The sequence below is a fragment of the Dactylosporangium sp. NPDC050688 genome (genome assembly GCF_040654515.1).
In the GTDB taxonomy this organism is placed as follows: domain Bacteria; phylum Actinomycetota; class Actinomycetes; order Mycobacteriales; family Micromonosporaceae; genus Dactylosporangium.
In genome coordinates this window covers 1-12,952 of record NZ_JBFAIC010000037.1, presented here as the reverse complement: position 1 = coordinate 12,952, position 12,952 = coordinate 1, and the positions used below count along the sequence as shown (strand labels likewise).

At 72.1% G+C, this 12,952-nt stretch carries 12 protein-coding genes; 4 read left to right on the top strand and 8 right to left on the bottom strand.

What is annotated here, in order from left to right; translation table 11 throughout:
- The first annotated feature begins 88 nt into the window (after positions 1-88).
- Genes AB0H83_RS29880 through AB0H83_RS29870 form a run of 3 tightly spaced genes read left to right on the top strand, consistent with a single transcriptional unit; the run spans position 89 to position 2,766 of the window.
- A complete protein-coding gene (locus tag AB0H83_RS29880; RefSeq protein WP_360100365.1) occupies positions 89-577 on the top strand; it encodes a SigE family RNA polymerase sigma factor in 489 nt (162 codons plus the stop codon).
- Positions 574-1,857, top strand: a complete 1,284-nt coding sequence (locus tag AB0H83_RS29875; RefSeq protein WP_360100362.1) for a hypothetical protein — start codon at positions 574-576, stop codon at positions 1,855-1,857. The genes AB0H83_RS29880 and AB0H83_RS29875 overlap by 4 nt, the downstream gene beginning before the upstream one ends.
- Before the next feature lie 30 nt (positions 1,858-1,887).
- Positions 1,888-2,766, top strand: coding sequence for a PfkB family carbohydrate kinase (locus AB0H83_RS29870; protein ID WP_360100359.1), 879 nt, complete (start codon positions 1,888-1,890; stop codon positions 2,764-2,766).
- A 107-nt stretch (positions 2,767-2,873) separates the two neighbouring features.
- On the opposite strand, the gene AB0H83_RS29865 is transcribed toward AB0H83_RS29870, so the two are convergent.
- The 8 genes from AB0H83_RS29865 to AB0H83_RS29830 form a co-directional block, all read right to left on the bottom strand.
- Positions 2,874-4,007 carry an ABC transporter substrate-binding protein gene (locus AB0H83_RS29865; protein ID WP_360100356.1) on the bottom strand — a complete coding sequence of 378 codons (1,134 nt, stop codon included), beginning with the start codon at positions 4,005-4,007 and terminating at the stop codon, positions 2,874-2,876.
- A gap of 24 nt (positions 4,008-4,031) precedes the next feature.
- Positions 4,032-4,790: an ABC transporter permease gene (locus tag AB0H83_RS29860; protein ID WP_360100353.1), complete on the bottom strand. Its 759-nt coding sequence runs from the start codon at positions 4,788-4,790 to the stop codon at positions 4,032-4,034.
- Positions 4,787-5,545, bottom strand: a complete 759-nt coding sequence (locus AB0H83_RS29855) for an ABC transporter ATP-binding protein (RefSeq protein ID WP_360100350.1) — start codon at positions 5,543-5,545, stop codon at positions 4,787-4,789. Before AB0H83_RS29855 ends, AB0H83_RS29860 begins: the two co-directional genes overlap by 4 nt.
- A gap of 29 nt (positions 5,546-5,574) precedes the next feature.
- Complete coding sequence (locus AB0H83_RS29850) at positions 5,575-6,435, bottom strand: ABC transporter permease subunit (RefSeq protein WP_360100347.1); 861 nt, start codon at positions 6,433-6,435, stop codon at positions 5,575-5,577.
- On the bottom strand, positions 6,432-7,442 hold the full coding sequence (locus AB0H83_RS29845) for a TIGR03842 family LLM class F420-dependent oxidoreductase (protein WP_360100621.1): 1,011 nt from the start codon (positions 7,440-7,442) through the stop codon (positions 6,432-6,434). Before AB0H83_RS29845 ends, AB0H83_RS29850 begins: the two co-directional genes overlap by 4 nt.
- 5 nt (positions 7,443-7,447) lie before the next feature.
- On the bottom strand, positions 7,448-8,929 hold the full coding sequence (locus AB0H83_RS29840) for a CoA-acylating methylmalonate-semialdehyde dehydrogenase (RefSeq protein WP_360100344.1): 1,482 nt from the start codon (positions 8,927-8,929) through the stop codon (positions 7,448-7,450).
- 16 nt (positions 8,930-8,945) lie between these two features.
- Complete coding sequence (gene hydA / locus AB0H83_RS29835) at positions 8,946-10,349, bottom strand: dihydropyrimidinase (protein ID WP_360100341.1); 1,404 nt, start codon at positions 10,347-10,349, stop codon at positions 8,946-8,948.
- Between the two features lie 82 nt (positions 10,350-10,431).
- The gene (locus AB0H83_RS29830) at positions 10,432-11,271 is read right to left on the bottom strand and encodes a nitrilase-related carbon-nitrogen hydrolase (RefSeq protein ID WP_360100338.1); all 840 of its coding nucleotides are present in this window, start codon (positions 11,269-11,271) and stop codon (positions 10,432-10,434) included.
- A gap of 148 nt (positions 11,272-11,419) precedes the next feature.
- On the opposite strand from AB0H83_RS29830, the gene AB0H83_RS29825 reads away from it, so the two are divergent.
- Positions 11,420-12,808, top strand: a complete 1,389-nt coding sequence (locus AB0H83_RS29825) for an aminotransferase class I/II-fold pyridoxal phosphate-dependent enzyme (protein WP_360100335.1) — start codon at positions 11,420-11,422, stop codon at positions 12,806-12,808.
- Positions 12,809-12,952 lie beyond the last annotated feature (144 nt).

The following is a 12,952-nucleotide window of genomic DNA, read 5'->3' as shown; positions in this document are numbered from 1 at the left end:
GAACGGCCACACCCGTGCACGCCCCCCGCGCGGGTTCCCTCCGGCGGCGGGGCGCGGTGCGTCAGTACCGGTGAGGGGAGGCGACGGGTTGACGTTCGAGGACTTCGTGCGCGGTGAGATCGACGCGCTGACCAGGACCGCGTACCTGCTGACCGGGGACCGGCAGGACGCCGAGGACCTCGTGCAGACGGTGCTGGCGCGGCTGGCGGTGCGGTGGCTCCGGCTCGACAACCCGGGCGCGTACGCGCGGCGGGCGCTCTACACGCAGTCGGTGAGCTGGTGGCGGCGGCGTCGGTCGCGGGCCGCCGAGACGTTGACCGGGGACGTGCCGGAGCGGGCGGCGCCGCCGGGCGGTGAGCCGGAGCTGGCGGTGATGATGCGGCGGGCGTTGGCGAGGTTGACGCCGAAGCAGCGGGCGGTGCTGGTGCTGCGGTTCTACGAGGACTGCACGGAGGTGGAGACCGCGGCGCGGCTCGGGGTGCGGGTCGGCACGGTGAAGAGCCAGACCCGGCACGCGCTGGAGCGGCTGCGGATGCTGGCGCCGGAGCTGACGGCCGAGCTGGAGGTGCGCTCATGAACGGCATCCGGGCGGGACTGCGGGTCCTCGCCGAGCAGGCGCCCCGCGGCACCCTGCCCGACGGGTTCTACGAGGCGGCCCGGGCCAGGCACCGCGGCCGGCGGGCGGCGGCGCTGGCCGCGGTCGCCGTGCTGCTCGTCATGGCCGGGGCCGGCTGGGTGGCGCGTCCCGGCCGCGACGGCGCCGCCGTCCCGTCGCAGGGCTCAGGGCAGGGCATCGCGACGCGGTTGCCGGTGCCCCCCTGGTACACCGGCGGCGCAGGCAAAATCGGGGTGACCGCGGCGATCTACGCCGGCCCCGCGACCACCAACGACTGGCAGGAGGGGCGGTTCGCCGCGCTCAGCGCCGACGGGGACCGGTGCCGGGTCTTCACCGACGCCATCTATGCCAGCCCCGGCTTCGAGGCGCTGCTGTCCCCGGACGGCACCCGGATCGCCCGCGACGGCGCGGTGACGTCGCTGGTCACCGGGCGGCGCACGACGGTGCCCGGCGAGGTCCGGGCGTTCTCCCCCGACGGCACGCTCGTCGTCTTCCAGGACAGCACCGGAGCCGGGGTCTTCGACCTCGCCCGCCGCACCGTCACCGCGCGCGTCGACACCGGCGACGGATGGCTGGTGCCGGGCTTCGCGGTGGCGGTCGCCCCCGGCAACGACCGCGTCGCGTTCATGGTCGACGGCCGGTTGACGGTGTACGACCTGCGCGCCGCCCGGCCCGCGTACACGGTGCCGCTGGACGGCGCGGCGCTCGCCGGGGCCGGGGCGTGGCTGCCGGACGGGTCGGCGTTCGCGACGGCGGTGCGGACCGGTGCCGACACGTGGACGGTCGTGCTGCGGCGGGCCACGGACGGGGCGGTGCTCGACGACCACCGCCTGGCACCGGTCCCGGACGCCAGGTATCTGCGGCTGCTCGGCTGGCGCGCCGACGGCACCGCCGTCGCGGTGGTGGGTGTGCCCGGCGCCCGCACCGAACCCGTCGAGGCGTCGTGGCGGGAGGCGTGGTTCCCGTACCGGGACCTGGGTTCGGCGGGGGCGAAGGTCGTCGAGATCGGGCCGGGCGGCTCCCGGGAGGTGCTGCGGACCCCGGCCGAGGTGCATGAACTGGACGTCGCGGCCGATTTCGCGGTCGCGGGAGCGTTCCGGCCGCCGGGCGACCCGGGTTTCGGCGCCACCTCCAACCCAGTGGTGTTCCTCGGCAGCATGTGCGGGTTCGTCGCCGCCGCGATGCTCGCCGCCGCCGTGCGCCGCCGCACCGCGCGGCCGGACCGGCGCCGGGGCGCGTGAAGCGGCGGCGCGGCGGGTAACAGCGCCGCCATGGATGCGGTGGTGGTCGGGCAGCTGGCCCGTGATCTCGTCATGGTGATGGAGCGGCTGCCGGACGCCGGGACGTCCGGCGCGGTCCGGGACCGGCTGGAGCAGCTCGGCGGCAAGGGCGCCAACCAGGCCGTCGGCCTGGCACAGCTCGGGGTGGCGACCGCCCTGGTCGCGGTCGCCGGCGACGACCCGGTCGGCGACGCGCTCGTCGCGCAGGCCGGCGTCGACGGCATCGACGTCTCGCACGTGGTGCGCCGGGCCGGCACCCCGACCGGGCTGATCGTCGAGGTGCTCGAGGACGGCGGCCGGTGGCGGTACCTGGAGCACCTGCCGCTGGGCGTGCTGCTGACCGAGGCCGACGTGCGGGCCGCGGCCGGCCTGCTGGGCGGCGCCCGCGCGGTCCTCGTGCAGCTGCAGCAGCCCCTGGACGCGGTCCGTGCCGCGGTCGAGCTGGCCGGCGGCCTCGTCGTGCTCGACGGCGCCGTCACCGACCGCGGGATCCTGCGCGACGCCGACGTGCTGCGGGCCGACGCGCACGAGGCGGCGCTGCTGCTGGGGGTACCGGCGCGGGAGAAGGACGTCCTGGAGGCCGCGCCCGCCCTGCTGGACGCGGGGCCGGGGTTGCTCGCGTTCGCCCTGGAGGAGGGCGGTGACCTGTTCGTGTGGCGGGACGGCCACGAGCTGGTCCCGCACGCCGGCGGTGACGCCGTGGACAGCACCGGCGGCGGTGACGCGCTCACCGCCGCGCTCACGGCGGCCCTGCTGGAAGGGGCGTCGCCGCGGGAGGCGGCCCGGTTCGCGGTGTCGGCCGCCGGTGACGTCGTCACCCACGCCGGCGGGCGCCCCGCGCTGCACGGGCGCCGCTCGCCGAAGCGGTGACCGACCGGCCACCCCACCGGCGGTCAGGTGCGAACGCCGGCGGGGTGGCCGTGGAACTTACGCGCCGCCGGCCGTCAGGGTGACGGTCTGCGGGGTGGCCGTGGAACTTACGCGCCGCCGGCCGTCAGGGTGACGGTCTGCGGGGTGAACGACGAGCCGAGCACGTCGACACCGGCGGCCTTCGCCGCGTCGACCGCCTTCTGCATGTAATCGTTGGTGTACGACAGGCCCTCGGGCTTCTTCTTCAGCACCGTGTCACCGACCTGGTTCTTCGTCGTCAGCGAGATGTCGACGGTCTGGTCCCAGGCGGCCTCGTCGATGATGCCGATGCCCTTCGCGGCCGGCCAGACGAGCTTGTTGACCTCGTTCATCTGCCACAGCTGGTGGCTCTTGCCGAGCTTGGAGCCCCTCGCGACGACCATGTCACGGCACTCCTCGGGCTTGTCGCGGCAGTACGCCCAGCCCTTGATCGTGGCGGTCAGGAACTTCACCGTCTGGTCCTGGTACGCCTTGTCCTTGAGCTTGTCGGTGTTGGCCCACACCGCGTCCTGCAGCATCGACGTGCCGACGGTCTTCCAGTCGATGATGGAGAAGTCCTCCGCCTTGTACAGCGCGCCGGTCGCCGGGTTCGTCGCCTCCAGCAGCTGCGCGTACTCGTTGTAGGACATCGCCTGCGCGACGTCGATCTCCTTCTTCAGCAGCGCCTGCATGTCGAACTGCTGCTGCACGAGCGTGACGTCCTTGCCCGGGTCGAGCCCGGCCTTCGTCATGCCGGCGAACAGCTCGAACTCGTTGCCGAAGCCCCAGTTGCCGACCTTCTTGCCCTTGAAGTCCGCCGGGGACTTGATGCCGCTGCTGGCGAACGCGACCTGGTACGTGCCGGAGCGGGCGAAGATCTGCCCGACGTCGGTGATCCCGGCGCCCTGCTCCCGCGACGCGAGCGCCTTCGGCACCCAGGCGACGGCGTAGTCGGCCTTGCCGGTGGCCAGGACGGTCTGCGGCACGATGTCGACGCCGCCCTCGAGCAGCTGCACGTCGAGGCCCTGCTCCTTGTAGAAGCCCTTGTCGACGGCGGCGATGTACCCGGCGAACTGGGCCTGGAAGAACCACTGCAGCTGCAGCTTCACGGTGGTGACGCCGCCGCTGGTGGTGGTCGTCGGTTTGTCGGTGTCGGCGGTGCCGCAGCCGGCCAGGACGAGTCCTGCCGCGGCGACGGCGCCGATGAGGCGCACTCTTTTCATGGGGGTTCCTCCGGGGGTACCGCGTTATGAACGGGACTTCCAGGGCGTTGCGAGCCGCTCCAGCAGGAGCGTGGTCAGGTAGAAGACGAGCCCGAGGACGCAGGCGCCGACGACGAACGCCCACGCCCGCGGGTACGCGGTGAACGCGGCCGCCGACGTGATCCGCGCGCCGAGCCCGTCCTGCAGGCCGCCGAAGTACTCGGCGACGACCGCGGCGATGACCGCCAGGGACGACGCCTGCCGCAGCCCGGTGAAGACGTACGGCAGCGCGCCCGGCAGGCGGACCAGGCGGGCGAACGTCCACCCGCCCGCCGCGTAGCTGTCCATCAGCTCACGGTGGGTCGGGTCGACCTCCCGCAGTCCGCGCAGCGTGTTGATGAAGACCGGGAAGAACGCGATGATCCCGGCCACCACCCGCCGCGGCAGGCTGCTGGTGGAGTCGAACATGTTGTTGAGGATCGGGGCGAGGGCGATGATCGGCAACGCGTTGACGACCGCCGCGTAGGGCACCGCGATGTCGCTGAGCAGCTTCGAGCGGCTGAACAGCAACGCGGCGAGGACCGCCACGACGGTGCCGCCGACGAGCCCGACAAGGGCGTTGGTGCCGCTGGCGAGGGCCGCGTCGACGACGTTGTCGCGCTGCTCGACCAGCTGGTCCCAGATCGCCGACGGGGCCGGCAGGATGAACGGAGCGATCCGCCCCGCGGTGACGACGACCTCCCACAGCACGACGGAGAGGACACCGACGAGCACCGGGGGCAGGACCGAACGGACGTACCTCATGCCCGCAGCGCCTTGCGGACCGCGGTCACGTACTCGAAGTAGGCCGGGGACTGCCGGGCCGCCTCGTCGCGGCCGGGCAGCTCGATGTCGACGGTCGCGGTGATCCGGCCGGGCCGCGCCGACATGACGACGACCTTGTCGGACAGGAACACCGCCTCGGAGATCGAGTGGGTGACGAACACCGTGCTGGTGCCGGTCTTCGCGCAGATCTGCAGCAGCTCGCCCTGCAGCCGCTCCCGGGTCATCTCGTCCAGTGCACCGAACGGCTCGTCCATCAGCAGCAGCGGCGGGTGTACGGCCAGTGCCCGCGCGATCGCGACCCGCTGCTGCATGCCGCCGGACAGCTGGGCGGGGTAGTGGCCGGCGAAGTCGGCGAGGCCGACGAGGGTGAGCATCTCCTCGGCCCGGACCCTGCGCTCCGCCTTGGGCACCTTGCGCAGTTCGAGGGGCAGCTCCACGTTGCGGCGCACGGTGCGCCACTCGAAGAGCCCCGCCTGCTGGAAGGCGATGCCGTACTCCTGGTCGCGGCGGGCCTGCGCGGCGGGTTTCCCGGCGACGGTGACGGTGCCTGCGGTAGGGTCGATGAGGTCGGCGATGAGCCGCAGCAGGGTGCTCTTGCCACACCCCGACGGGCCGATCAGCGACACGAACTGTCCACTGTCGACGGTGAGGTCCACGTCGGACAGCGCGGTCACCTCGTCGGGCCGACCTTGGTTGAACACCTTGCTGACCCCAGCAATCGACACAGCGGTCATGCCGCCACCTCCGCTGCGCTCCGGGCCGCTCATATGACGTTCACCTCGACCCTGCGCCGGTGCCGCATGAGGGGCAGTTCGAGCAGGCTGACGGCGCCGGCGACAACGAGGCCGAGCAGGGCGGCGCCGAGCATGGCGGTGTAGACCTTCGCGGGGTCAGAGGTGGCCTCCCGGGAGTATTCGATGACGAGCCGGCCGATCCCGCCGCGGGTGCCGGTGGAGATCTCGCCGACGACCGCGCCGACGACCGCGGCCGCGCCGGCCAGCCGCAGCGCGGGGAACAGGAACGGCAGCGCCGCGGGCAGCCGCAGCTTGCCGTAGGTGCGCCACCAGCCGGCCGCGTAGCTGCGCATCAGCTCGACGCCGCTCGCCGACGGCGACTGCAGCCCGCGCAGCAGCCCGACGGCGACGGGGAAGAACGCCAGGTACGCGGCGATGACCGCGACCGTCATCCAGTCCTGCCACGGGTAGGGACCGAAGGACAGGGCGCCGCTCCAGCCCGCGACCAGCGGCGCCAGGGCCACCAGCGGCACGGTCTGCGACAGCACCACGTACGGCAGCAGACCCCGCTCCACCACCCGGAAGCGTTGCATCAGGGTGGCCAGGACGAACCCGATGGCCGTGCCGGCGAGAAACCCGACGGCCGTCACACCCAGCGTGAACACGCAGGCGTCGAACACCACCTGCCACACCGGCCGGCCACCGGTCAGCTCGGGCCGGCCCAGCCGCTGCACCACGGTCCACAGGTGCGGCATCGACAGGTCGTCGGCGCGGGGCAGGACCTTCACGCCGAGGACCGTGGTGCCCTCGGGGTCACCGACCGCCTTGTACCCCTCCCACAACAGGGCGAAGACGACCAGCCCCCCGAGGGCACCGAGGGCCTTCCTCATTTCGTGACAGCCGGGATGATGTGCTCGCCGTACGCCCGCAGCGTCGATTCCTTCGCGTCGTGCTGCAGGTACACGGCGAACTGGTCGACGCCGAGTTCCTTGAGCTCGTTCAGCCGCTTCAGGTGCTCCTCGACCGGGCCGAGGATGCAGAACCGGTCGACGATCTCGTCGGGCACGAAGTCGGTGTGCGTGTTGCCGGCCCGGCCGTGCTCGGCGTAGTCGTAGCCCTTGCGACCCTTGATGTAGTCGGTGAGGGCGGTCGGGACGGCGCCGGAGCTGCCGTACCGTTCCACGATGTCGGCGATGTGGTTGCCGACCATCCCGCCGAACCACCGGGTCTGCTCCCGCTGGTGGGCTCTGGATTCGTCTGTGTCCTCCCCCACGTACGCGGGCGCGGCGACGCAGAACGTGATCGCCGCCGGGTCCCGGCCTGCCTTCTGCGCCGCCTCGCGCACCGCCTTGATCATCCACGCGGCGATGTCGGGGTCGGCGAGCTGCAGGATGTACCCGTCGCCGACCTCGCCGGTGAGCGCGAGGGCCTTCGGCCCGTACGCGGCGACCCACACCTCGAGCCGGCTGTCGGGCGCCCACGCGAACTGCAGGTCACGGTCGCGCAGGTGGACCTCCCGGCCGTTGCCGAGCTCCCGGATCACCTGCACGCACTCGCGCAGCTCGGCGAGGGTCGTCGGCCGGCTGCCCAGTACCCGCACCGCCGAGTCGCCGCGGCCGATGCCGCAGACGGTGCGGTTGCCGTACATCTCGTTCAGGGTGGCGAACAGCGACGCCGTCACGGTCCAGTCGCGGGTGCCGGGGTTGGTCACCATCGGCCCCACGATCACCCGCTCGGTGTCGGCGAGGATCTTGCTGTAGATGACGAACGGCTCCTGCCACAGCACGTGCGAGTCGAACGTCCACACGTGGCTGAAGCCGGCCGCCTCGGCCTGCTTCGCGAGCTCCACGGTGCGTGTCGCAGGCGGGTCGCACTGCAGCACCACCCCGATGTCCATCGTCGTCACCGCACCTTCGGGAAGCCGAGGTCGACCTCCGAGGTGGCCGGGTCCGGCCAGCGCGAGGTGACGACCTTGCTGCGCGTGTAGAACTGGATCCCTTCGGGGCCGTACATGTGCAGGTCGCCGAAGAGCGAGGACTTCCAGCCGCCGAAGCTGTAGTAGGCGACCGGGACCGGCACGGGCACGTTGACGCCGACCATGCCGCAGACCACGTCGTACTGGAACCGCCGGGCGGCGCCGCCGTCGCGGGTGAAGATGGCGGTGCCGTTGCCGTACTCGTTGTCGTTGACGAGTTTGACGGCCTCGTCGTAGCTGTCGACCCGCACGACGGACAGGACCGGCCCGAAGATCTCGTCGGTGTACAGCGCCTCGTCGGTGCTGACCTTGTCCACCAGTGACGCGCCGAGGAAGAAGCCGGGCCCGCTGCTGACGGGTGCCTCGCGGCCGTCGACGACGATCTCGGCGGCGGTGCCGGCCAGGTACCCGGCGACCTTGTCGCGGTGCTCGCGGGTGATGAGCGGGCCCATCTCCGCGGCCGGGTCGCTGGCCGGGCCGACCGCGATCCGGCCGATCCGCTCGCTGATCGCCGCGACGAGCGGGTCGGCGACGGCACCGACGGCCACGACGACGGAGATCGCCATGCACCGCTCCCCCGCCGAGCCGTACCCGGCGGAGACGGCGGCGTCGGCGGCGCTGTCGACGTCGGCGTCGGGCAGCACGACCATGTGGTTCTTCGCGCCGCCGAGCGCCTGGACCCGCTTGCCCGCCCTGGTCCCGGCCTCGTAGACGGCCTTGGCGATCGGGGTCGAGCCGACGAAGCTCAGCGCCTGCACGTCAGGGTGGCTCAGCAGGGTCTCCACGGCCTCCCGGTCGCCCTGCACGACGTTGAACACGCCGTCGGGCAGCCCGGCCTGCCGCAGCAGGTCGGCCAGCAGCAGCGAGACCGACGGGTCCTTCTCGCTGGGTTTGAGCACGAACGTGTTGCCGCAGACGAGCGCGTTGGCGAACATCCACATCGGTACCATCGCCGGGAAGTTGAACGGCGTGATCCCGGCGACGACCCCGAGCGGCTGGCGGATCGAGTACACGTCGACACCGTTGGACGCCTGCTCGCTGTAGCCGCCCTTGAGCAGGTGCGGCGCGCCGGTCGCGAACTCGATGTTCTCCAGGCCGCGGGCCAGCTCGCCGGCGGCGTCGGCGACGGTCTTGCCGTGCTCCTGGCTGACCAGCGCCGCGATCTCCTTGCGGTTGGCGTCGACGAGCTCGCGGAACCGGAACATCACCTCGGCGCGGCGGGACAGCGACGCGGCCCGCCACGCGGGGAACGCCTTGAGGGCGCTGGCGACCGCCCGGTTGGTCTCCTCGGCGGTGGCGGCCACCACGTACGCCTGCTGTTCGCCGGTCGCCGGGTCCCAGACCGGCAACTGCCTGCCACTGGTGCCCTCGACGGCGGCGCCGTCGAGCCAGTGCTTGATCTCACGCATGCTTCTTGCCTCAGTTTCAGATCAGGTAGTCGGAGAGTCCGCGGCGGACGAACTGCCCATGGCCCTTGGCGCCGTGGTACGCGCCGTCCTTCACGATCACGCGACCGCGCGACATGACGGTGTCGACCTTCCCGGCGATCTCGTAGCCTTCCCAGGCGGAGTGGTCCATGTTCATGTGATGCGTCTCGACGCCGATGCGGGTGCGGGCCGCCGGGTCGTAGAGCACGATGTCGGCGTCGGAGCCGGGCGCGATGACGCCCTTCCTCGGGTACAGGCCGAACATGCGCGCGGGGGTGGTCGCGATCGTCTCTACCCAGCGGGCGAGGCTGAGCTTGCCGTCCACGACGCCCTGGTACAGCAGGTCGACGCGGTGCTCGACGCTGCCGATCCCGTTGGGGATCTTGGAGAAGTCGCCGATGCCGAGCTCCTTCTGGTCCTTGAAGCAGAAGGGGCAGTGGTCGGTGGACACGACCGACAGGTCGTTGGTGCGTAGCCCCTGCCACAGGTCGGCGCGGTGCGTCTCGTGCTTGCTGCGCAGCGGCGTCGAGCACACCCACTTGGCGCCCTCGAAGCCGGGCGCGCCGAGCTGGTCCTCGAGCGTCAGGTACAGGTACTGCGGGCAGGTCTCGGCGAACACGTTGCGGCCGAGGTCGCGGGCGGCGGCGACCTGCTCGAGGGCCTTGCTGGCGGACAGGTGCACGATGTACAGCGGGCAGTCGGCGGCGACTCCGGCGAGCCAGATGGCGCGGCTGGTCGCCTCCGCCTCCAGGGCCTCGGGGCGGGTGAGGCCGTGGTGGATCGGGTCGGTCTCGCCGCGCTCCAGGGCCTGCTTGACGAGCACGTCGATCGCCGGCCCGTTCTCCGCGTGCATCATGATCATGGCGCCGTTGTCGCGGGCCTTCTGCATCGCGCGCAGGATCTGGCCGTCGTCGCTGTAGAAGACGCCCGGGTACGCCATGAACAGCTTGAAGCTGGTGATCCCCTCGTCGGTGACGAGGGTGTCCATGGCCTTGAGCGACTCGTCGTCGACGCCGCCGAGGATCATGTGGAACGCGTAGTCGACGTGGCAGTTGCCGTCCGCCTTGCCGTGCCAGGCGGCCAGGCCGTCCTGCACGACCTCCCCGGTGCGCTGCACCGCGAAGTCGATGATCGTGGTCGTGCCGCCCCACGCGGCGGCGCGGGTGCCGGTGTCGAATGTGTCGCTGGCGAACGTGCCGCCGAACGGCAGCTCCATGTGCGTGTGCGCGTCGACGGCGCCGGGGATGACGTACTTGCCGGTCGCGTCGAGCGTCTCGAAGTCGCCCTCCTGCGGACCCTGTCCCGGGGCGAAGATCGCTGAGACCTGCTCGCCGACGACGAGCACGTCGGCCGGGTACGCACCCGTGGGACCGATCACGGTCCCGCCCTTGATCAGGATCATCGCGCCGCCTCCGCTTCACTCCGGCACCGCTCAACGAACTGCGTCTGCTGGTGAGCGGCTTCTCCGCTCCGCTGCGAGCCGCTCACGGTTTCACCAGGTCCCCGTACGCGTCCGGGCGCCGGTCCCGGTAGAACTGCCATCGGTCCCTGACCTCGGCGAGCAGGCCCATGTCGAGGTCCCGGACGATCAGCTCGGGGTTGTGCGCGTCGCCGACCTCACCGACGAACTTGCCCTCGGGGTCGACGAAGTAGGACGTGCCGTAGAAGTCGTTGTCGCCGAGGTCCTCGATGCCGGTCCGGTTGATCGCGCCGATGAAGTACTCGTTGGCCACCGCGCTCGCCGGCTGCTCCAGCTGCCACAGGTAGGCCGACAGGCCGCGGCTGGTCGCGGACGGGTTGAACACGATCTGCGCGCCGTTGAGGCCGAGCGCCCGCCAGCCCTCCGGGAAGTGCCGGTCGTAGCAGATGTAGACGCCGACCTTGCCGACGGCCGTGTCGAACACCGGGTAGCCGAGGTTGCCGGGGCGGAAGTAGAACTTCTCCCAGAAGCCCTTGACCTGCGGGATGTGGTTCTTGCGGTACTTGCCCAGGTAGCTGCCGTCCGCGTCCAGCACCGCGGCGGTGTTGTACAGCACGCCCGGCTGCTCCTGCTCGTACATCGGCAGCACCATCACCATGCCCAGCTCTTTGCTCAGAGCCTGGAAGCGCTCGGTGGTGGGGCCGGGGATGGACTCGGCATACTCGTAGTAGGCCTTGTCCTGCACCTGGCAGAAGTAGGGTCCGTAGAAGAGTTCCTGGAAACAGATCACTTTCGCGCCCTGCGCCGCGGCTTGCCGCGCATAGTCCTCGTGCGCCTTGATCATCGACTCCTTGTCGCCTGTCCAGCTCGTCTGGACGATGGCGGCACGGATGACATCTGCCATGGCTGCCCCTCTCTGGTCAGTCCACTGTGTCCTTCCGGCGCTCGGGCCTGCGGGTGACCTTGTGCCGGGTCGGATGCCGTAGGACACTAACGACACAAATCTAGGCGGACAATGGTCCAAGCGTTACAGAATGTTTCGGAGATGTAATTTGCTCGCGCTCATCGCCGGGGCGGTCGACGACCGCAGCGCCCGGGGCATCGCCGCCGCCGTCAGCCGTCTGGTGACCGCCGGGACACTGCCCGCCGGCTCCCGCCTGCCCACCGTGCGGGACGTCGCGCGCGAGCTCGGGATCAGCCCCACCACCGTGTCCGAGGCGTGGCGCAGCCTGGCCCGCGCCGGCGCCATCCAGACCCGCGGCCGCTCCGGCACGTTCGTGGCCGGCCCGTCGCTGCCGCGGCAGCGGCTGCGGTACGCCCAGCTCGGCGGCCGCGTCGGCGAGCTGGGCGCGGGTCTCGTCCGCGACTATTCGACCGGTGTGCCCGACTACGACCTGCTGCCGTCGCTCACCGACGCCCTGCGCCGCATCGGCGACGCCCGCCTCACCACCAGCTACCTGGACGGCGCGGTCCTGCCCTCCCTGGAGACGGCGCTGCGCGCCCGCTGGCCGTTCCCACCCGAGCAGCTCACCGTCGTCGACGGCGCGCTGGACGCGCTCGACCGGATCACCGGCACCGTGGTCCGCTTCGGCGACCACGTCCTCGTCGAGAACCCCGCGTTCCCCCCGGTGCTGGACCTGCTCGAAGCCGTCGGCGCCACCGTCGCGGGCGTCGCCATCGACGAGCACGGGATGCGCCCCGAGGCCCTCGCCGCCGCCCTGCAGACGTACGAGCCGGTCGCCGTGTACCTGCAGCCCCGCGCCCACAACCCGACCGGCGCCAGCATGACCCAGGCCCGCGCCGACAAGCTCGCCCGCGTCCTGGCCAAGCACCCCGCCGTCACCGTCATCGAGGACGACCACGCCGGCGACATCGCCACCGCACCCCCGGTCAGCCTCGGCCGCCGCCTGCCCGACCGCACCGTGCACGTGCTGAGCTTCTCCAAGAGCCACGGCCCCGACCTGCGCCTCGCCGCGATCGGCGGCCCGGCCGACGTGGTCACCGCCGTCACCGACCGCCGCCTGCTCGGCCCCGGCTGGTCCAGCCGCCTGCTGCAGGCCGTCCTCGTCGACCTGCTCACCGATCCGTCCACAGTGGACCAGATCGCCCACGCCCGCGACGAGTACGCCCGCCGCCGCACCGCCCTGCTCGACGCCCTCGACGCCCGTGGCGTGACCGCAACCGCCGGCGACGGGATCAACCTGTGGATGGCCGTGGCCAGCCAGCAGGTGGCAATGTTGACCCTGGCCGCCCACGGCATCGCGGTCGCCCCCGGCGCCCCGTTCGAGGTGAGCCACCTCGACAGCGACCACGTCCGCGTGACGGCTGGCCTGGTCCGCGACGGCTTCGACGAGCTCGCCGACGTCCTCGCCGAGGCCGCGGGATCAGCCGCCCGCGGCAGCGGCCCCCGCGCCGCCAACCACCCCCGCGGCTGGCGCTGAGATGTAATGCTGCCACGCCTTCGGCGTGGCGGCGGGGGTTCCCACCCGCACCCTAGTGCGGGGCGGGGGCGGGGCGCCGCGGGGTGGGGGGGGGGGGGGGGGGGGGGTGGGGGGGGGGGGGGGGGGGGGGGGGTGGGGGTGGGG